A 20,457-nucleotide genomic window follows, 5' to 3' on the forward strand; every position below is an offset into this window, starting at 1 on the left:
TGCGGAGAAACCGCAGTACGCCGAGAAGGCTCCCGCCCGGGCCCCGCCCGCTCCTACCTTTCCGGGGCAAGCACAGACCCGGGAGGATTGAATGAGCACAACCCCGGCGATCGAGCTGACTGGCGCGACGAAACGGTTCCGCACCCCGTCCGGGGCCCTGCACACCGCCGTCCGTGATCTCGATCTGACCGTCGCCCAAGGCGAGTTCGTCGCCGTCGTCGGGCCCACCGGCTGCGGCAAGTCCACCACGCTGACCCTGGTCAGCGGCCTGGAGGAGCCCACCGAGGGCGAGGTCCGGGTGGACGGCGAGCCGGTCCGCGGGATCCACCCCAAGGTCGGTTTCGTCTTCCAGCAGGACGCCGTCTTCCCCTGGCGCACCGTCCTGTCCAACGTGATGGCCGGGCCGCGTTTCCGCGGCGTGCCCACCGCCGAGGCCAGGGAACGGGCCCGGGACTGGCTGGGCCGCGTCGGCCTCGCCGCCTTCGAGGACCGCTACCCGCACCAGCTGTCCGGCGGCATGCGCAAGCGCGTCGCGCTCGCCCAGACCTTCGTCAACGACCCGGACATCCTGCTGATGGACGAGCCGTTCTCGGCGCTGGACGTGCAGACCCGCGCCCTGATGTCCGACCAGCTGCTGGAGCTGTGGGCCGGGACCAGGTCCTCCGGGAACGCGGCGTCGGTCGTCTTCGTCACCCACGACCTGGACGAGGCCATCGCGCTCGCCGACCGGGTCGTCGTCATGACGGCCGGACCGGCCACCGTCAAGGAGATCTTCACCGTCGACCTGCCACGACCGCGCACCGTGGAGGCCGTCCGGCTGGAACCGAGGTTCGTCGAGCTGTACCGCGAGATCTGGGCCTCGCTCGGCGAAGAGGTGCGCATCACCCGGGAGAGAGGAGCGGGTCGTGCCGCTTGAGACCGCGTCGGCCGTCGCCGACAAGCCCCCGGCGGCCGCCCCCGCCAGCCGTACCGAGGCCCGCGAACGGGCCGCCCGCAACCGGAGGCTGACCGTCTACGGGGCCCGGGTCGCGGTCCTGGTCGCCTTCCTCGGACTGTGGGAGGTCTGCGCCCGCACCGACGTCATCGACCCGTTCAACTTCTCGCAGCCGTCGAAGATCTGGGACCAGATCTGGCAGTGGATCACCCACGGCACCGCGCAGGGCTCGCTCGGCGAACAGATCGGCTACACCCTCTACGAGGCCCTCACCGGCTGGGTGATCGGCGTCATCTGCGGTGTGCTGCTCGGCATCGCGCTCGGCCGGGTCCGCTTCCTGGCCGACGTGTTCGGGCCCTACATCAAGGTGCTCAACGCGATCCCGCGGATCGTGCTCGCCCCGATCTTCCTGATCTGGTTCGGCCTCGGCCCGGCCTCCAAGGTCGCCTCCGCCGTCGTCCTGGTGTTCTTCCCGGTGTTCTTCAACGCCTTCCAGGGCGCCCGCGAGGTGGACCGCAACCTCGTCTCCAACGCCCGCATCCTCGGCGCCGACGGCCGCAAGGTCACCCTCCAGGTGGTCATCCCCGCCGCCACCACCTGGATCTTCACCAGCCTGCACGTCAGCTTCGGCTTCGCCCTGATCGGGGCCATCGTCGGCGAGTACATCGGCGCCACCAAGGGCCTCGGGCTGCTCGTCGCCGCCGCCCAGGGCACCTTCAACGCGGCCGGCGTGTACGCCGCCATGACCATCCTCGCCGTCGTGGCGCTGCTCACCGAGGGGCTGCTGACCTTCGCCGAGAAGAAGCTGTTCCGCTGGAAGCCCGCCGACGCGGGCGACGGCCGCTGAACCCCCTGCGCCGCTGAACCCCCTGCGCCGCTGAACCCCCTGCGCCGCTGAACCCCCTGCGCCGCTGAACCTTCTGCGTCGCTGAATCCCCTGCGTCGCTGAACCCCACCCTCCGGCGTCGCGAACCCCCCGCGCCGCTGAACCCCCTTGTGCCGCTGATCCCCCCTCGCAGAGAGAGGCACCCCCCACCCATGCGCCCGAACCCGATCGGCAGATCCGCCGCGGCCGCCCTCGCCGCCGTCCTGCTCCTCCCGCTCTCCGCCTGCGCCAACGACGCCGCCACGACCACCCACGGCGCCGCCGCCCCGGCCGGCCGGCAGGTCGACGGACCCAAGGTCAAGATCATGGTCGGTGGCCTGGACAAGGTCATCTACCTGCCCGCGATGCTCACCCAGCGGCTCGGCTTCTTCGCCGACGCCGGCGTCAACGTCGAGCTGATGAGCGAGCCCGCCGGCGTCAACGCCACCACCGCGTTGCTCGCCGGCGACGTCCAGGGCGCCGTCGGCTTCTACGACCACACCATCGACCTCCAGGCCAAGGGCAAGATCGTCGAGTCCGTGGTGCAGTTCTCCCAGGCCCCCGGCGAGGTCGAACTCGTCTCCACCAAGCAGGCCGACGCCATCAAGTCCGGCGCCGACTTCAAGGGCAAGAAGCTCGGCGTCACCAGCATCGGTTCCTCCACCGACTTCCTCACCAAGTACCTCGCCGTCAAGAACGGCACCGCCGTCAGCGAGTTCAGCCCGATCGCGGTCGGCGCGGGCCAGACCTTCATCGCCGCGCTCCAACAGGGCAGCATCGACGGCGGGATGACCACCGACCCGACCGTCGCCAACGTCCTCGACAAGGGCCTCGGCAAGATCCTCTACGACATGCGTACCCCCGAGGGCTCCCGCGACGCCCTCGGCGGTCTCTACCCGTCGTCCTCGCTCTACATGAACACCGACTGGGTGGAGAAGAACAAGGACACCACCCAGAAGCTCGCCAATGCCTTCGTCAAGACCCTCAAGTGGATGTCCACGCACAGCCCCGAGGAGATCGCCGCGAAGATGCCCGCCGACTACGCGCAGGGCGGCGCCGAGCAGTACGCGGCCGCGATCAAGGCGACCCTGCCGATGTTCACCACCGACGGGGTGATGCCAGCCGACGGCCCCAAGACCGTCCTCGCCGTGCTTGCCGCCTTCCACCCGGACGTCAAGGGCAAGGAGGGCACCATCGACCTCTCCCGCACCTACACCACCGAGTTCGTCGGCAAGGCCGTCACCGGCTGAGCCGACACCCGACGTGACGGCCCCGCGCACCTCCGTGGACAGCAGGCGCGGGGCCGCCCGCGCGCTCCGGTCCCGCGCTCACCCCCACGGGCGCGGGGCCGCCCGCGCTCCCGACCTGCTGAAGACTCTGCCGTCCCGCCGCCGTCCCGCTACCGGCCCCGCACCGAGAGCACGTCCATCCGCGACGGTGTCCCCGCCGCCTTGCCGCAGCTCTCCGGACGCGCCGGCTCGCTCACCGCCTCGATCACGTCCACCTCCCAGGCCCGGCCGTCCTGGTGCAGCACCGAGACCAGCCAACGGCCCGCGCCGTCCGGCCGCTGGGACAGCGTCAGCGTGTCCACCCCGGTCTCCCCGGTCGCCAGCCGCACCGCGTGCTCGGCCGCCTGACCCGGACGCTCCCAGCCCGAACAGCCCCGCGACCAGGCCGGCACCATGTGCCCGGCCGCCGTCGCCGCCAGCACCTCCTTGGCCGCCTCCGCCGTCAGCCGCCCGTACGCGTAGCCGTACGGCAGCACCAGCATCGTGGGGGAGAAGCGGTGCCCGCCCAGGTGCGTCACCTCCCACACCTCGCTGTGCCCGGCCGCCGCCAGCTCCGCCGCCAACGGGCGGCCCAGCAGCGCGCAACAGCGGTCCCGCCGCCCGTTGGTGCACACCAGCGCCAACGGGCCGCCGACGTGCTCCACCCCGAAACCGCCGTGGTCGCCGACGCCCAGCGCCGCGAAGTCCAGCTCCAGCAGCTCCGCCGGATCGGCCACCTCCGCCCGGCGCACCCAGCCGCGACCCGGCACCGTGTGCGCCACGACCACCTCGTGCCGTGCCGTCGGCAGACAGTCCGCGTGCCGCCCCGGCCGCCGGATCAGCGCCACCCGCACCCCGGTGCCCGCCGCGGCCGCGTCCAGCGCCCGCCCCGTCGCCGGGTCCAGATGGCTCTCCCCGAGTGCCTTCGCGCCCCACGGCCCGTTCTGCTCCACCAGCAGCCAGGTGGTCGCCACCGCGGCGGTGGCGGTCAGCGGCTCCGACAGTTCACGCGACAACGTCGCACAGGTGCTCACCCGGGCAAGGCTACCCTCGGCACCCGCCGTGCCCCCGAACGACGGAGGAGGGGTGCCGGACGACTCCGGCACCCCTCCTCCACCACGCCTGCGCCCTACGCCGGCCCGGCCACCACCGCGATCGGCGCCGTCACCGGCGTGCCCGAACCGTCACGGCGCGGGTCGCGCTCCGGCAGGTCCACCGGCGCGCCCTTGTCGGACGCCGCCCGGGCCGGGGCCACGCCCGCCCAGGCGAACGTCAGACCGTCCTCGCCGCGCAGGAACCGCTGGCAGCGCACGCCGCCCGTCGCCCGGCCCTTGCGCGGGTACTGCTCGAACGGCGTCACCTTCCACGACGTCTGCTCCTCGCCGGCCAGCGTCCCCGACGCCCCCGCCACCGAGACCACCACCGCGTCCGCCGCCGGATCCACCGCCGTGAACGACAGCACCCGCGCCCCGTCGGACAGCTTGATCCCCGCCATGCCGCCCGCCGGACGGCCCTGCGGGCGCACCTGCCCCGCCGGATAGCGCAGCAGCTGCGCGTCCGAAGCGATGAAGACCAAGTCCTCCTCGCCGGTGCGCAGTTCGACCGCGCCCACCAGCTCGTCACCCTCCTTGAGGGCGATCACCTCGAACTCGTCCTTGTTCGCCGGCCACTCCGGCACCACCCGCTTCACCACGCCCTGCACCGTGCCCAGCGCCAGCCCCGGCGAGGACTCGTCCAACGTGGTCAGCGCCAGCGCCCGCTCCCCGGCCTCCAGCCGCAGGAACTCGCCCACCGCGGCCCCGCCGGCCAGCGTCGGCGACGGCGTCGGCGGCAGTGCCGGCAGATCGATCACCGGCAGCCGCAGCACCCGGCCCGCCGACGTCACCACACCCACGTCCGCCCGCGCCGTCGCCGGCACCGCCGACACGATCACGTCGTGCTTCGACCGCTTCTCCGACAGCTCGAACGGCTCCCCGTCCGCCGTCCGCGCCAGCAGGCCCGTCGACGACAGCAGCACCCGGCACGGGTCGTCCGCCACCTCCAGCGGCACCGACAGCGCCGCCGACGGCGCCGCCCCCGCCTCCAGCAGCACCGTCCGCCGCTCCGTCCCGAACTGCTTCGCCACCGCGCCGAGTTCGGACGACACCACGCTGCGCAGCCGGGAGTCGGAGTCCAGGATCTCGGTCAGCTCCGCGATCTCCGCGTTCAGCTTCGCCTTCTCCTGCTCCAGCTCCACCCGGTCGAACCGGGTCAGCCGCCGCAGCGGAGTGTCCAGGATGTACGCCGTCTGCGTGTCCGACAGCGAGAAGCGCTCCATCAGGCGCTCCTTCGCCTGCCCCGCGTTGTCACTCGACCGGATGATCGCGATGACCTCGTCGATGTCGAGCAGCGCGACCAGCAGACCGTCGACCAGGTGCAGCCGCTCCTCCCGCTTGCGCCGGCGGAAGTCGCTGCGCCGCCGCACCACGGTGAACCGGTGGTCGACGTAGACCTCCAGCAGCTCCTTCAGCCCCAGCGTCAGCGGCTGGCCGTCCACCAGCGCCACGTTGTTGATGCCGAAGGTCTCCTCCATCGGCGTCAGCTTGTACAGCTGCTCCAGCAGCGCCTCCGGCACGAAGCCGTTCTTCACCTCGATCACCAGCCGCAGCCCGTGCTCGCGGTCGGTCAGGTCCTTGACGTCCGCGATGCCCTGCAGCTTCTTCGCGTTGACCAGGTCCTTGATCTTCGAAATGACCTTCTCCGGGCCGACGTTGTACGGCAGCTCGGTCACCACGATGCCCTTGCGGCGCGCCGTCACCGCCTCCACCGTCGTGGTCGCCCGGATCTTGAACGTGCCGCGGCCCGACTCGTACGCGTCCCGGATCCCCGACAGGCCCACGATCCGCCCGCCCGTCGGCAGGTCCGGACCGGGCACGAACCGCATCAGCGTGTCCAGGTCCGCGGTCGGGTGCTTGATCAGGTGCCGGGCCGCCGCCACCACCTCGGACAGGTTGTGCGGCGGCATGTTCGTCGCCATGCCGACCGCGATGCCCGTCGCGCCGTTCACCAGCAGGTTCGGGAACGCCGCCGGCAGCGCCAACGGCTCCTGCTCGCTGCCGTCGTAGTTCGGACCGAAGTCGACGGTGTCCTCGTGGATCGACTCCACCATCGCCATCGACGCCGCCGTCAGCCGCGACTCCGTGTAGCGCATCGCCGCCGGCGGGTCGTCGTTGCCCAGCGAACCGAAGTTCCCGTGCCCGTCGATCAGCGGCAGCCGCATCGAGAACGGCTGCGCCATCCGGACGACCGAGTCGTAGATCGACGCGTCGCCGTGCGGGTGCAGCCGGCCCATCACCTCGCCCACCACACGGGCGCACTTCACGTGCGCGCGGTCCGGCCGCAGGCCCATCTCGTTGGCCTGGTACAGGATCCGGCGGTGCACCGGCTTCAGACCGTCCCGCGCGTCCGGAAGCGCACGCGAGTAGATCACCGAGTAGGCGTACTCCAGGAAGGAGCCCTGCATCTCGTCCACGACGTCGACATCGAGGATCCGCTCCTCGAAGTCTCCGGGCGGCGGGGTCTGCGAACTGCGGCGGGCCATCGCGGCGGGGCTCCCTTACGTCTCGCTTGCTGTGTCTCGGTCAGTCTCTGACGTCCATCCACCGACCCCCGTCAACAGGGCTCGGCGCCCCCATTGTGGACCCTCGCGCCGACACTCCCGGCCAGCGCCCCTCTTCCGCCCCTGGCGAACGCCCCGTCTGCGCGGGACACGAACACGCCCCCCGCGCGTTGCACCACAATGGGGGACGCCACACGAACCCCGACATCGACGACGGGAAGGACCCGAGCGCATGGCCAACCCGGCCCCCGCATCCGCCTCCACCGGAGGACATGGCGCTGCCATCGCCATCACCGAGCACCGCCTGGCCAACGGCCTGCGCGTCGTCCTCTCCGAGGACCACCTCACCCCGGTCGCCGCGGTCTGCCTCTGGTACGACGTGGGCTCCCGGCACGAGGTCAAGGGCCGCACCGGCCTCGCCCACCTCTTCGAGCACCTCATGTTCCAGGGCTCCGCCAACGTCTCCAACAACGGGCACTTCGAGCTCGTCCAGGGCGCCGGCGGCTCGCTCAACGGCACCACCAGCTTCGAGCGCACCAACTACTTCGAGACCATGCCCGCCCACCAGCTGGAGCTCGCCCTCTGGCTGGAGGCCGACCGCATGGGCTCGCTGCTCGCCGCCCTCGACGAGACGTCCATGGAGAACCAGCGCGACGTCGTCAAGAACGAGCGCCGTCAGCGCTACGACAACGTCCCCTACGGCACCGCCTTCGAGAAGCTCACCGCGCTCTCGTTCCCCGACGGCCACCCGTACCACCACACCCCGATCGGCTCCATGGCCGACCTCGACGCCGCCACCCTCGACGACGCCCGCGCGTTCTTCCGCACCTACTACGCGCCCAACAACGCCGTCCTCACCGTCGTCGGCGACATCGACCCCGAGCAGACCATCGCCTGGGTCGAGAAGTACTTCGGCAGCATCCCCTCCCACGACGGCAAGCAGCCGCCTCGCTCCGGCGAACTCCCCGACACCATCGGCAGCGAACTGCGCGAGCACGTCCACGAGGACGTCCCCTCCCGCGCCCTGATGGCCGCCTACCGCCTCCCGCACGACGGCACCCGCGACGCCGACGCCGCCGACCTCGCCCTCACCATCCTCGGCAGCGGCGAGTCCAGCCGCCTCTACAACCGGCTCGTCCGCCGCGACCGCACCGCCGTCGCCGCCGGCTTCGGCCTGCTCCGCCTCGCCGGCGCCCCCAGCCTCGGCTGGCTCGACGTCAAGACCTCCGGCGACGCCACCATCGAGCAGATCGACGCCGCCGTCGACGAGGAACTCGCCCGCTTCGCCGCCGAAGGCCCCACCCCCGAGGAACTCGAACGGGCCCAGGCCCAGATCGAGCGCGAATGGCTCGACCGGCTCACCACCGTCGCCGGCCGCGCCGACGAACTCTGCCGCTACGCCGTCCTGTTCGGTGACCCCAAGCTCCTGAACGACGCCCTCCCCAAGGTCCTCGACATCACCGCCGAGGAGGTCCAGGCCGTCGCCAAGGCCCGGCTCCACCCCGACAACCGGGCCGTCCTCGTCTACGAGCCCACCACGGCCGACGACACCGACGCCCCCGCCGCCACCGATGAGGAGGGTGCCGCCGCATGAGCACCGACTACGTCCCCGCCATGACGTTCCACCCCCAGCCCGAGCCCGGCACCCCCGGCCCCTGGGCCTTCCCCGCCCCCGAGCGCGCCGCCCTCGGCAACGGCATCACCGTCCTGCACTGCCACCGGCCCGGCCAGCAGCTCGTCGCCGTCGAGGTCCTCCTCGACGCCCCGCTCGCCGCCGAACCCGACGGCCTCGACGGCATCGCCGCCATCCTCGCCCGCGCCCTCAGCGAGGGCACCGACACCCTCACCGCCGAGGAGTACGCCGCCGAACTCGAACGCGCCGGCGCCACCCTCGACGCCCACGCCGACCACCCCTGCATCCGCGTCTCCCTGGAGGTCCCCGCCTCCCGCCTGCAGCGCGGCCTCTCCCTGCTCGCCGACGCCCTGCGCGCCCCCGCCCTCCCCGAGGACGAGATCGAGCGCCTCGTCGCCAACCGCCTCGACGAGATCGTCCACGAGCAGGCCAACCCCGCGCGGCGCGCCGCCAAGGCCCTCTACGCCGAGCTCTTCGACGGCGCCGACCGCCTCTCCCGGCCCCGCAGCGGCACCGCCGACACGGTCAAGGCCATCGACCGGGCCGCCGTCAAGGCCTTCTACGACGCCCACGTGCGCCCCGCCACCGCCACCGTCGTCGTGGTCGGCGACCTCACCGGCACCGACCTGCCCGCCCTCCTGGAGAGCACCCTCGGCACCTGGACCGGCAACACCGCCGAACCCTCCGCCCACGCCCCCGTCACCGCCGACGACCGCGGCCGCGTCGTCATCGTCGACCGCCCCGGCTCCGTCCAGACCCAACTCCTCATCGGCCGCATCGGCCCCGACCGCCACGACCCCCTCTGGGCCGCCCAGATCCTCGGCACCTACTGCCTCGGCGGCACCCTCACCTCCCGCCTCGACCGCGTCCTGCGGGAGGAGAAGGGCTACACCTACGGCGTCCGCTCCTTCGCCCAGCCGCTGCGCTCCGCCGCCGACGGCAGCGGCCGCTCGCTGCTCGCCATCAGCGGCTCGGTGGACACCGCCTCCACCGCCCCGGCGCTCGCCGACACCTGGACCATCCTGCGCACCCTCGCCGCCGAGGGCCTCACCGACGCCGAGCGCGACGAGGCCGTGCAGTTCCTGGTCGGCGTCGCCCCGCTGAAGTACGAGACCGCGGGCTCGGTCGCCGGCACCCTGGCCGACCAGGTCGAGCAGTACCTCGCGGACGACTACCAGGCCGAGGTCTACCGGCAGCTCGCCGAACTGCCCACCGCCGCCGCCACCGAGGCCGTCGTCGCCGCCTTCCCGCCGGACCGCCTGGTCACCGTGCTGGTCGGCGACGCCTCCGTCATCGCCGACGACGTGCGGGCCCTCGGCATCGGCGAGGTCACCGTCGTCAGCTGACCCCGCGGTTCCCGTGCGGCCCGGTGGAGCACCCGCTCCGCCGGGCCGTCGCGTTGTTAAATCCGTTGCGGGCCAGCGGCGTTCCGTGGATAGATATCCCCGGCACAGACGGACGAACGACGACGAACGAAGGGAGGCGGTCACCATGCGGGTCGAGCGAGCCATACGCCGACGCTCCCCAAGGCCGTCCTCCCCCTGTGCCCAGGGCGCCTGAGCCCCACCCCCGAACTTCCCCGAGCCGCACCGGGCTTCTTCGCGCGGCACCCCCTTCCCCGAACCACCCGACCGCTGGAGGTCGTTCAACCATGACGTACACCGAGGTGCCCGGAATCCGGGTCCCGATCCGGATGTGGACCGACCCGGCCACCGTCGAGGGCCAGGCCCTGCAGCAGCTGCGCAACATCAGCTCCCTGCCCTGGCTGCACGGCCTCGCCGTGATGCCCGACGTCCACCTGGGCAAGGGCGCGACCGTCGGCTCCGTCATCGCCATGAAGGGCGCCGTCTGCCCGGCGGCGGTCGGCGTCGACATCGGCTGCGGCATGAGCGCGGTGAAGACCTCCCTCACCGCCGAGGACCTCCCCGACGACCTGTCCCGCCTCCGCTCCAAGATCGAGCAGGCCATCCCGGTCGGCCGCGGCCTCCACACCGACCCCGTCGACCCCACCAAGCTGCACGGCCTCCGGACGGCGGGCTGGGACGACTTCTGGCACCGCTTCGACGGCGTGGCCGGGGAGGTCAAGTGGCGCCGCGAGCGGGCGATGCAGCAGATGGGGACGCTCGGGGGAGGGAATCACTTTTGCGAGGTTTGCGTCGATATGTCCGGTTCTGTATGGCTGATGCTGCACTCCGGCTCGCGCAACATCGGCAAGGAACTGGCTGAGCACCACATGGGCGTCGCCCGCTCGCTGCCGCACAACCAGGGCCTGATCGACCGGGACCTCGCGGTCTTCATCGCGGAGACCCCGCAGATGGCTGCTTACCGGCAGGACCTCTTCTGGGCCCAGGAGTACGCCAAGAACAACCGCGCGGTGATGATGGCGCTGTTCCAGGACGTCGTCCGCCGCGAGTTCACCAAGGCGAAGGTCGCCTTCGACGAGGTCATCAGCTGCCACCACAACTACGTGGCGGAGGAGACGTACGACGGTGTCGACCTGCTCGTGACCCGCAAGGGCGCGATCAGGGCCGGTGCGGGCGACTACGGGATCATCCCCGGCTCGATGGGCACCGGCTCCTACATCGTCCGCGGTCTCGGCAACGAGGCGGCGTTCAACTCGGCCTCGCACGGCGCTGGCCGCAAGATGAGCCGGACCGCGGCGAAGAAGCGTTTCTCCACGCAGGACCTGGTCGAGCAGACCAAGGGTGTGGAGTGCCGTAAGGACAGCGGCGTCGTGGACGAGATCCCAGGCGCCTACAAGTCCATCGAGAAGGTCATCGAGCAGCAGAAGGACCTCGTCGAGGTGGTCGCCCACCTCAAGCAGGTCGTCTGCGTCAAGGGCTGATCAACGTCAACAGGGGTGCCGCCACGGTGTGGCGGCACCCCTGTCGGGTCGGTCGAGTTGGCTCAGGCCGCGGCCGGGAGCTCGTCGAGGCCTTCCTGGACGAGCTTGGCGAGGCGGTCCAGGGCGTCGTCGGCGTTGTCGGCGTCGGAGGCGAGGATGACCTCGTCGCCGCCCTGGGCGCCGAGGCCGAGCAGGCCGAGCATGGAGGCGGCGTTGACGGGGTTGCCGCCGGGCTTGGCGATGGTGATCGGCACGCCGGTGGCCGTGACGGCCCGGACGAAGACGGAGGCGGGACGGGCGTGCAGGCCCTCGGCCCAACCGATGGTGACGCGGCGCTCAGCCATGAGACGTGCCTTTCCGGTGAAGCTGGTTACGGCCGTGCTCGGGGAAGCGGCCATGTTGTCTAGACCAGTGTTGCACGCAGGCGGCCCCTGCGAGCCGCCGCGTTCGGGACTTGTGATTGTTTCTTTTCGGGGCATAAGGCCCGGCCAGCGGCCCTGCCCACCCTGCTGCCAGTGTGCGCCCGGCGCCATTCGGCTCGCTGCCGGATAACCTGACGAATGTGGACGACTCCGCAGTGGCGCAGCCCGAGCAGGACCCCGGTGACCGGGGGGAATCCGGACCGGATTACCCCCAGCACTGGGAGGCCGACATCCTGCTGCGGGACGGCGGTACGGCCCGCATCCGGCCGATCACGCCGGAGGACGCGGAGCGTCTGGTGGAGTTCTACGCACAGGTGTCGGACCAGTCCAAGTACTTCCGTTTCTTCGCCCCCTATCCCCGGTTGTCGGAGAAGGACGTCCGCCGTTTCACCCACCACGACTTCGTGGACCGGGTGGCGCTGGCGGTGGTGGTCCGGGACCGTTTCATCGCGACCGTCCGCTACGACCGGATCGACGCGCAGGGCCGTCCGTCCGAGGCCGGGACGGACGCCGAGGTGGCGTTCCTGGTGCAGGACGCCCATCAGGGCCGCGGGGTGGCCTCGGCGCTGCTGGAGCACATCGCGGCGGTGGCGCAGGAGCGCGGGATCCGCCGGTTCCAGGCGGAGGTGCTGCCGGAGAACCGGAAGATGGTGAAGGTCTTCACCGATGCCGGCTACACGCAGCGCCGCAGTTTCACCGACGGTGTGGTGCACCTGGAGTTCGATCTTGAGCAGACGGACCGTTCGCTGGCGGTGATGCGGGCGCGCGAGCACCGGGCGGAGGCGAAGTCGGTGCAGCGGCTGCTGACCCCGCGGTCGGTGGCGGTGATCGGGGTGTCGCGCAATCCGCAGACGGTGGGCCGGGCGATCCTGCGGGACCTGTTGGGCAGTGCCGACGACACGCGCCCGGTGTACGCGGTGAACCGCAACGCCCCGCCGGGCACCGGGCTGGACGGCGTCCCGGTGCACCGTTCGGTTCTGGACATTCCCGGGCCGGTGGATCTCGCGGTGATCGCCGTCCCGGAGGGGGCCGTCCCGGCGGCTGTCGCCGAGTGCGGCGCGCACGGGGTGCAGGGCCTGGTGGTGGTGACCGCCGGGTACGCGGAGACCGGTCCGGAGGGCCGGGACCGCCAGCGCGCGCTGGTGCGCCAGGCGCGGGCGGCGGGGATGCGGGTGATCGGCCCGAACGCCTTCGGCTTGATCAACACCGATCCGGGCCGCCCGTTGAACGCCTCGCTGGCCCCGCAGCTGCCGGGCCGGGGCGGGTTCGGGATCTTCTGCCAGTCCGGCGCGATCGGGGTGGCCCTGCTGGAGTCGGCGCACCGCCGGGGCCTGGGGGTGTCCTCCTTCGCCTCGGTGGGCAACCGGTCGGACGTCTCCGGGAACGACTTCCTGCAGTACTGGGCGGAGGACGAGGCCACCGAGGTGGTGCTGCTCTACCTGGAGTCCTTCGGCAACCCGCGCAAGTTCACCCGGATCGCGCGCCGGCTGGCCGCGGTGAAGCCGGTCGTGGTGGTGAAGGGCGCCCGGCACACCGGCAGCCTGCCGCCGGGCCACGCGGTGCCGGCGACCGCGACGGGGCTGCGTGACGCGACGGTGGACGCGCTGTTCGAGCAGGCGGGCGTGATCAGGGTGGAGACGATCACCGAGCTGTACGACACCGGGGAGCTGCTGGCCCTGCAGCCGCTGCCGCCGGGGGACCGGGTCGCGGTGGTCGGCAACTCGGACTCGCTGGGCCTGCTGACCTACGACGCCTGCCTGAGCGCGGGCCTGCGGCCGCGCACGCCGGTGGACCTGACCACGGCCGCGACGGGCGAGAACTTCCGGATCGCGCTGGACGTGGCACTGGCCGATCCGGCGGTGGACGCGGTGATCGCGGTGGCGATCCCGCCGATCGGCACGTCCGCGCACGCCTTCATGGGCGGCCGGCTGACCGGTCCGGACGATCCGGAGATGGGTTCGGACGATCCGGAGATCGCCGAAGCACTGCTCGAAGCCAGCGGAAGGGCAAGGGAGTTGGGCAAGCCGCTGGTGCTCGCCCATCTGGCGTTGACCGATCTGCCGGTCCGGCTGCGCCCGGGGGGCGTGCCGGCGTTCGCGGCGCCGGAGCGGGCGGTGCGGGCGCTGGCGCACGCGGTGCACTACGCGCAGTGGCGGCGCCGGACGGCCGAGGCGGAGGAGACGGCCCGGGTGCCCGAGCTGGACCGGATCGACGAGCCGGGCGCCCGGGCGCTGGTCGAGGCGGCGTTGAGCACCCGGACGGCGATCGCCGCGCGGACGCAGCCGGGCGGCGCCCGGATCACCCTGCCGGACGCGGGGGCCCGTGAGCTGCTGGCGCGCTACGGCATCGACGTCTTCCCGGCGCTGCCGGCGCCGGACGAGGAGGCGGCCGTGCGGGCCGCGGCGACACTCGGCTATCCGGTGGCGTTGAAGGCCACCGCCCCGCATCTGCGCCACCGCCCGGACCTGGGCAGCGTGCGGCTGGACCTGACCGGCGAGCCCGGGCTGCGCCGGGCGCACCGCGAGCTGGACGCGCTGCTGGGCGGTGCGGCGCAGGCGGAGCTGGTGGTGCAGCGGCTGGCGCCGCGCGGGGTGGACACCGTGATCGGTGCCACGGTGGATCCGGCGGTCGGCGCGATCCTGTCGTTCGGCCTGGCGGGGGCGCCCGCCGAGCTGCTGGGCGACGTGGCGCACCGGTTGGTCCCGGCGACCGACCAGGAGGTGGCCGGGCTGGTCCGGGAGGTGCGGGCGGCGCCCCTGCTGTTCGGTTGGCGGGGTGCGGAGGCGGTGGACACCGGCGCGTTGGAGGAGTTGCTGCTGCGGGTGTCGCAGTTGGTGGACGACGTGCCGGAGATCGCCTCGGTGGATCTCGAACCGGTGGTCGTGGCCCCGTACGGGCTGGCGATCCTGGGGGCGCGGGTGCGGATCGCGCCGCTGCCCGTCCGTAGCGATCTGGGCCCGCGCGCGATGAGCACCCTGTAACCTTCCTTGGTTGCGCCTGCCTGTGGGCGCTGTTGTCCGAAGCTCGGCGCCGTGCCGCCCGCTTCGTCGGCGGACCATGCCAGGATGGAGTTATGGCGAAGACCGGTACCACCAGCACTCAGGACCTGCGCTCGGCGATCGAGCGCAGCGGTTACTACCCGGCCCTGGTGTCCGAGGCGGTCGAGGCCGCGGTGGGCCCGGAGCCGATCAGCTCCTACCTGGTGCACCAGGAGACGACCTTCGACGCCAACGAGGTGCGTCGGCACGTGACGGTGCTGGTGCTGACCCCGACGCGGTTCGTGGTGAGCCACACCGACGAGCAGTCGGGGGACGCGGGCAGTCCGGCGGTGCCGTTCGCGACGACGTCGACGGAGAGTGTCCGGCTGGACCGGATCGGTTCGGTCGTGCTGAGCCGGATGGTCGCGAACCCGGAGACGTACACGCCGGGGACGCTGCCGCGCGAGGTGGTGCTGACGATCGGCTGGGGTGCGGTGCAGCGGCTGGACCTGGAGCCCGCGGGCTGTTCGGACCCGAACTGCGAGGCTGACCACGGCTACACCGGTTCGGCGACGGCTGACGATCTCTCACTGCGGGTGAGCGAGGCCGGTGACGGCCCGGAGACGGTGGCCCAGGCACTGGTGTTCGCCCGCGCGCTCTCCGACGCGACGATCAGCAACGGCCCGCGGGTCTGAGCGCCGCCGCCTTCGACTGCTACGAATCCGGTTTCATGTCCTTCGCACCTTCCGGCGGCTTCGACGCCTTCGAGATCCTCGACCCGGCCGCGGCTCCCGCGCCCCCGTACGGCAGCGGTTCGCTCTGCGACCTGTTGCCCTCGGTGGCGGCGGGCCTGGGCGTTCCGGGTTTCACCGCGACCCTGCCGATCGCCCCGGCGGACCGGGTGGTGGTGTTCCTGGTGGACGGCCTGGGCTGGGAGCTGCTGCTGCGGCACCCTGAGTACGCGCCGTTCCTGTCCTCGCTGGCCGGGAGTTCGATGGGTGGTTCGGGCCGCCCGCTGACCGCCGGTTTCCCGTCGACCACGGCGACCTCGCTGGCCTCGGTCGGCACCGGCACCCCGCCGGGGCTGCACGGTCTGGCCGGGTACACGGTCGCGGTGCCGGGCGCCGGTTATCTGATGAACCAGCTGCGTTGGCAGCCGCACACCGACCCGCACGTCTGGCAGCCGTACCCGACGGTCTTCGAGCGGACGGACGCCGCCGGGGTGGCGACCGCGCAGGTGTCCTCCCCGCTGTTCTCGCAGACGCCGCTGACCAGGGTGGCGCTGTCCGGCGGAACCTTCCTGGGCCGGACCACGGGCGAGGAGCGGATGGACCTGGCGGCCTCCTGGCTGGCCGAGCACGACCGGGCGCTGGTCTACACGTACGTCAGCGAGCTGGACGGTGCGGGCCACCGCTTCGGGGTGGACTCGGACGAGTGGCGGATGACCCTGGACGCGGTGGACCGGCTGGCCCGCCGGCTGGCCGAGCGGCTGCCGCCGCGGTCGGCGATGTACGTGACCGCCGACCACGGCATGATCGACATCGCGCCGGAGGACCGGATCGACTTCGACGAGGACTGGGAGCTGGGCGCCGGCGTGGCCCTGCTGGGCGGCGAGGGCCGGGCCCGGCACGTCTACGCGGTGCCCGGTGCGGCGGCCGACGTGTTCGCGGTCTGGAGCGAGGTGCTGGGCGACCGGATGTGGGTGGCCACCCGGGACCAGGCGATCGCGGCGGGCTGGTTCGGTCCGGTCGTGGACGAGCGGGTGTACGGGCGGATCGGCGACGTGGTGGCCGCGGCGCGGGACGACATCGCGATCACCGCCTCCCGCAACGAGCCGGGCGAGTCCGCGATGATCGGTCTGCACGGTTCGATGACCCCGGTCGAGCAGTTCGTGCCGCTGCTCGAAGTTCGCGGCTGAGCCAGGTCCTTGACTCTTCTGTGCCCGAACTCCCCTGATGTGAAAGGCCTTTGCTCCACCCATGGCTGAACTGGTGTTCTTCTCGGGCACGATGGACTGCGGCAAGTCGACGCTGGCGCTGCAGATGGACCACAACCACTCCGCCCGCGGCCGGCAGGGCCTCATCCTGACCCGCCACGACCGGGCCGGTGCGGCGACCATCTCCAGCCGGCTGGGCCTGCGGGCGGACGCGGTCGAGGTGACGGACGACTTCGACTTCCACGCGTACGTGGTGCACCGGCTCTCGGCGGGCGGCCGGGTGGACTACCTGATCTGCGACGAGGCGCAGTTCTTCGCCGCTGAGCAGGTCGACCAGTTGGCCCGGGTGGTGGACGAACTCGACATCGACGCCTACACGTTCGGGATCACCACGGACTTCCGCACCCGGCTGTTCCCCGGCTCCCAGCGGCTGATCGAGCTGGCCGACCGGGTGGAGGTGCTCCAGGTCGAGGCGCTGTGCTGGTGCGGTGCGCGGGCGACGCACAACGCCCGGACGGTGGGCGGGGTGATGGTGGTCGAGGGCGCCCAGGTGGTGGTCGGCGACATCTCGGTGAACGAGGACGAGGTCGGGTACGAGGTGCTCTGCCGCCGGCACCACCGCCGCCGGCTGACCGCCGCGACGGCCCGGGCCTCGGTGCTCTCCCCGGACGTGCTGCCCTTCGAGCAGCAGGTCTGAGTCCTGTCCTGGGCGCGCTAGCGGAGTTCCAGCACCGAGAAGTGCCCGCCCTGCGGGTCGGACAGCCGGGCGGCGCGGCCGCGGGCGGTGTCGTGCGGTGGGACCAGGACGCGGCCGCCGAGTCCGACGGCGTGCCGGGCGGTGGCGTCGGCGTCGCGGACGGCGAAGTGGACCCGCCAGCGGGGCGGATGGCCGCGCAGTTCGGCGCGGTGCCGGATGCCGGCGACCGGTTGCCCGTGCACGAGTAGCGCGGACTCGTCGTCGGCGTGCCGGACGGGGCGGTCGAGTACGGCGGTGTAGAAGGCGACGGCGCCGTCGGTGTCGGGGGTGAGCAGTTCGGTCCAGGCCGGTCCGCCGGGTTCGGGCCCGGCCTCCCGGCCGGTGTGCTCCTCGCCCTGCCAGAGGCCGAAGACGGCGCCGGAGACGTCGGCGGCGATGGCCATCCGCCCGGCGCGTTCGGCCTGGAGCGGCCCGACGGCCACGGTTCCGCCGCAGGAGCGCACCAGTTGGGCGGTGTGGTCGGCGTCGTCGACGGCGAAGTAGGTGGTCCACTGCACCGGGAAGCCGGTGGCGGTGGAGACGCCGAGGCCGGCGACCGGTGCCCCGTCGAGTTCGGCGCGGACGTAGGCGCCGAGCTGGCCGGGGCCCGGGGTGTAGGTCCAGCCGAGCAGGTCGGCGTAGAACGCGCGGGCGCCGGCCAGGTCGTCGGTCAGCAGGCTGACCCAGCAGGGGGTGCCCTGGGCCAGTCGGAGTTCCACCGCGGGCAATGCGGGCCTCCTCATGGGTGGTTGGCGCAATGGGTGGTTGGCGCACGGAAATCCTCGCGCGCGAGGGTGATGCTTCCACTCTGGCGCGCGTCGAACCCTCGGGCCGCGCGGAAATTCCGGCAAAGAGCGCACAAAGAGCGGCGGGTTGGCGGCGCTGCGCGACAATGGCCGCCATGACCACCTACAACGACGGTTCCCCGCTGATCTCCGCGGCCGGGCTGGCGCAGGCGCTCGCCTCCGCGCGCCCGCCGGTGCTGTTGGACGTGCGCTACCGGCTGGTCGGTGCCGCGCAGTCCGGCCCGACCGCCGTCGAGGAGTACCGGGCCGGGCACCTGCCCGGCGCCCGCTTCGTCGATCTGGACCGGGACCTCGCGGCCCCGCCGGGCGCCCCCGGCCGGGGCGGCCGCCACCCGCTGCCAGACCCGGAGGAGTTCGGCGCGGCGATGCGCCGCCTGGGGGTGGACTCCGACCGCCCGGTGGTGGTGTACGACGGCGCGGCCTCGCTGGCGGCGGCCCGCGCCTGGTGGCTGCTGCGCTGGGCCGGGCACCGGGACGTCCGGGTGCTGGACGGCGGGTACGCGGCCTGGTCGGCGGCCGGACTGCCGGTGACGGCGGAGGTTCCGGCGCCGGCGGAGGGTGATTTCAAGCCGGTCCCGGGGCAGCTGCCCGTGGTGGACGCGGACGGCGCGGCGGCCTGGGCGCGCGGTGCGCTGCTGCTGGACGCCCGGGCGGGGGACCGCTACCGGGGCGAGAGCGAGCCGGTGGACCCGCGCGCCGGGCACATCCCGGGCGCGGTGTCGGCGCCGACGGCCGAGAACGTGGCGGCCGACGGGCGGTTCAGGTCGGCCGCGGAGCTGACGGCGCGGTTCCGTGCGCTGGGCGCGGGTGAGCGGGAGACGGCGGTGTACTGCGGCTCGGGGGTGACGGCGGCGCACCAGATCCTGGCGCTGGAGGTGGCGGGCCTGCCGGCGACGCTGTACCCGGGGTCGTGGAGCGAGTGGTCGAGCGACGAGGCCCGCCCGGTGGCGGTGACCGACCAGCCGGGCTGAGTCCGGGCGTGCGTCAGGGGCGGGAGGCCCGGCCTCCCGCCCCTGACGTCAGGGCTGCTACTCCTGCTTCTTGCGCCGGCTGCCGAAGACGATCTCGTCCCAGCTGGGCACGGTGGCCCGGCGGCCGGGCCGGACGCCGTCCGCCTCGGCCTGGCGGTCGGTGGTGCCGACCAGGCGCTCGCGGTGCGGGGCGACGGCCCGCGGCATCAGGATGTCGGCGTAGGCCGAGCCCGCGCCGACCGCCGGTGCGGCGGCTGCGGCCGCCTCCTCGCTCTCCTCGGCGACCTCTGCGGGCACCGGTTCGATCGGGGCGGGGCCGACGGCGAGGTCGCCACGGAAGGCGGGGACCACGTCGAGCAGGCTGGTCAGGGAGTCCCTGGACTCGGCGGTGGCCTCGCGGGACTCGCGGACTTCGCGGGCGGACATGATGCGGTCGGCGGAGGGCCGGTCGATCATCGGGCGGGGCGGCCGGTCCTGGGGGAGCCGGGCGATCCGCGGGATGAACGGGAAGACCGACTCCTCCTCGCGCTCGACGTTCTCGCCGATCAGCGCGCGGGCCTCGTCGTCGTTGGGCTGGACCAGGCGCCGGGGCGGGTCGTACGTCCAGGAGGCGCTGCGGCCCTCGTCGTCGGCACGGTAGGCGAGGATGACCTCCCAGGTGCCGTCGTCGCGCCGCCAGGAGTCCCAGCGTTCGGTGTCCTTCTCGGCGCCGCGCAGCGCGAGCCGCTCGGCGACGGCCTCGCCGAGCTGGGGCCCGGTGGATTCGCCGTTGCGGCGGATGGCGGTCTTGCGGGCGCGTTCGGCCATGAAGGCGCGCTCGGCGAGGACCGGACCCTCGAAGCGGCGGACCCGGTCGACGGAGATGCCGGCGGCCTGGGCGACCTCCTCGGCGGAGGCACCGGCTCGTATCCGGGCCTGGATGTCCCGGGGCCGCAGATGGCTCTCGACCTCGATCTCGATCTGGCCGAGGCGCGGACGATCCCCGCGGATGGCGGCGCGCAGCCGCTCGTCGATGGGAAGGGTGTACTCCGTGCTGTCGGCAGCCTTGAGCACCAGCCGTGTGCCGTCGTTGCTGACGGCCACAACCCGCAGTTCGGGCACGGTTACCTCCCGGGTGGTGCCTGCCGACGTCACCTGCGTCGCTGCTCCCGTACTGAGTGTGGCCTGCCCACTCGCGACTGGCCACAACCTTGCTGAGTTCCCCGGCGTGTCGGGCATACGCCCGGTCACGCCGCTGTGGCACGGTTGCCTTTTTGCCACGCCATCCGTCGACGTCGCGCCTGGGTGCCCCGGCCGTCCTCGCACGCGGAGTGTTCGCGACGGTCCGGGACGGGCGTCGCCGTGCGTGCCTGTTCCGTGGCTCTTCGTCAAGCTGCCGGTGTGGGCGCAGTCGACAAGTCGACCCAAGGCTCAGGCTTTACGAACAGTACTCCATTCGTGGCATCCGAAGGGGCGGCTCGCCGCT

General features: G+C 72.7%; 16 protein-coding genes. 11 read left to right on the forward strand and 5 right to left on the reverse strand.

The features are described 5' to 3' along the window. Positions 1-91: 91 nt before the first annotated feature. From A6F73_RS22030 to A6F73_RS22040, 3 genes are all read left to right on the forward strand, one after another. A complete protein-coding gene (locus tag A6F73_RS22030) occupies positions 92-916 on the forward strand; it encodes an ABC transporter ATP-binding protein (protein ID WP_063349366.1) in 825 nt (274 codons plus the stop codon). Then, positions 906-1,781 (forward strand): ABC transporter permease, encoded by an 876-nt coding sequence (locus A6F73_RS22035; RefSeq protein ID WP_063349367.1) that lies wholly within the window; start codon positions 906-908, stop codon positions 1,779-1,781. Before A6F73_RS22030 ends, A6F73_RS22035 begins: the two co-directional genes overlap by 11 nt. Positions 1,782-1,972: 191 nt before the next feature. Further along, positions 1,973-3,049, forward strand: coding sequence for an ABC transporter substrate-binding protein (locus A6F73_RS22040; protein ID WP_063349368.1), 1,077 nt, complete (start codon positions 1,973-1,975; stop codon positions 3,047-3,049). Positions 3,050-3,198: 149 nt separating this feature from the next. On the opposite strand, the gene A6F73_RS22045 is transcribed toward A6F73_RS22040, so the two are convergent. Together A6F73_RS22045 and A6F73_RS22050 are read right to left on the reverse strand one after the other, a co-directional pair. After that, positions 3,199-4,101: a sucrase ferredoxin gene (locus tag A6F73_RS22045; RefSeq protein ID WP_063349369.1), complete on the reverse strand. Its 903-nt coding sequence runs from the start codon at positions 4,099-4,101 to the stop codon at positions 3,199-3,201. A 95-nt stretch (positions 4,102-4,196) separates the two neighbouring features. Further along, complete coding sequence (locus tag A6F73_RS22050; RefSeq protein WP_063349370.1) at positions 4,197-6,647, reverse strand: DNA topoisomerase IV subunit A; 2,451 nt, start codon at positions 6,645-6,647, stop codon at positions 4,197-4,199. 250 nt (positions 6,648-6,897) lie between these two features. Between A6F73_RS22050 and A6F73_RS22055 the strand changes: the two genes are divergently transcribed. The 3 genes from A6F73_RS22055 (at position 6,898) to A6F73_RS22065 (ending at position 11,143) form a co-directional block, all read left to right on the forward strand. Next, positions 6,898-8,259 (forward strand): pitrilysin family protein, encoded by a 1,362-nt coding sequence (locus A6F73_RS22055; RefSeq protein ID WP_063349371.1) that lies wholly within the window; start codon positions 6,898-6,900, stop codon positions 8,257-8,259. Between the two features lie 20 nt (positions 8,260-8,279). Then, on the forward strand, positions 8,280-9,644 hold the full coding sequence (locus A6F73_RS22060; protein WP_063351412.1) for a pitrilysin family protein: 1,365 nt from the start codon (positions 8,280-8,282) through the stop codon (positions 9,642-9,644). A gap of 305 nt (positions 9,645-9,949) precedes the next feature. Further along, positions 9,950-11,143 carry an RtcB family protein gene (locus tag A6F73_RS22065; RefSeq protein WP_063349372.1) on the forward strand — a complete coding sequence of 398 codons (1,194 nt, stop codon included), beginning with the start codon at positions 9,950-9,952 and terminating at the stop codon, positions 11,141-11,143. Positions 11,144-11,205: 62 nt separating this feature from the next. On the opposite strand, the gene A6F73_RS22070 is transcribed toward A6F73_RS22065, so the two are convergent. Beyond that, positions 11,206-11,487 (reverse strand): HPr family phosphocarrier protein, encoded by a 282-nt coding sequence (locus tag A6F73_RS22070; protein ID WP_063349373.1) that lies wholly within the window; start codon positions 11,485-11,487, stop codon positions 11,206-11,208. 233 nt (positions 11,488-11,720) lie between these two features. On the opposite strand from A6F73_RS22070, the gene A6F73_RS22075 reads away from it, so the two are divergent. From A6F73_RS22075 to A6F73_RS22090, 4 genes are all read left to right on the forward strand, one after another. After that, a complete protein-coding gene (locus tag A6F73_RS22075; protein ID WP_063351413.1) occupies positions 11,721-14,546 on the forward strand; it encodes a GNAT family N-acetyltransferase in 2,826 nt (941 codons plus the stop codon). Positions 14,547-14,638: 92 nt separating this feature from the next. Further along, the gene (locus tag A6F73_RS22080; RefSeq protein ID WP_063349374.1) at positions 14,639-15,238 is read left to right on the forward strand and encodes a DUF5998 family protein; all 600 of its coding nucleotides are present in this window, start codon (positions 14,639-14,641) and stop codon (positions 15,236-15,238) included. A 35-nt stretch (positions 15,239-15,273) separates the two neighbouring features. Continuing rightward, a complete protein-coding gene (locus A6F73_RS22085) occupies positions 15,274-16,461 on the forward strand; it encodes a nucleotide pyrophosphatase/phosphodiesterase family protein (protein ID WP_063349375.1) in 1,188 nt (395 codons plus the stop codon). 61 nt (positions 16,462-16,522) lie between these two features. Beyond that, positions 16,523-17,176 carry a thymidine kinase gene (locus tag A6F73_RS22090; RefSeq protein ID WP_063349376.1) on the forward strand — a complete coding sequence of 218 codons (654 nt, stop codon included), beginning with the start codon at positions 16,523-16,525 and terminating at the stop codon, positions 17,174-17,176. Between the two features lie 17 nt (positions 17,177-17,193). Here A6F73_RS22090 and A6F73_RS22095 read toward each other — a convergent pair whose 3' ends face one another. After that, complete coding sequence (locus A6F73_RS22095; protein ID WP_347878564.1) at positions 17,194-17,934, reverse strand: VOC family protein; 741 nt, start codon at positions 17,932-17,934, stop codon at positions 17,194-17,196. Positions 17,935-18,116: 182 nt separating this feature from the next. Between A6F73_RS22095 and A6F73_RS22100 the strand changes: the two genes are divergently transcribed. Then, a complete protein-coding gene (locus A6F73_RS22100) occupies positions 18,117-18,992 on the forward strand; it encodes a sulfurtransferase (protein WP_063351414.1) in 876 nt (291 codons plus the stop codon). Between the two features lie 57 nt (positions 18,993-19,049). On the opposite strand, the gene sepH is transcribed toward A6F73_RS22100, so the two are convergent. Further along, positions 19,050-20,126, reverse strand: coding sequence for a septation protein SepH (sepH, locus tag A6F73_RS22105; protein ID WP_079135886.1), 1,077 nt, complete (start codon positions 20,124-20,126; stop codon positions 19,050-19,052). Positions 20,127-20,457: the final 331 nt, after the last annotated feature.

Origin of the sequence: Streptomyces sp. MJM8645 (genome assembly GCF_001625365.1) — a bacterium.
In the GTDB taxonomy this organism is placed as follows: domain Bacteria; phylum Actinomycetota; class Actinomycetes; order Streptomycetales; family Streptomycetaceae; genus Kitasatospora.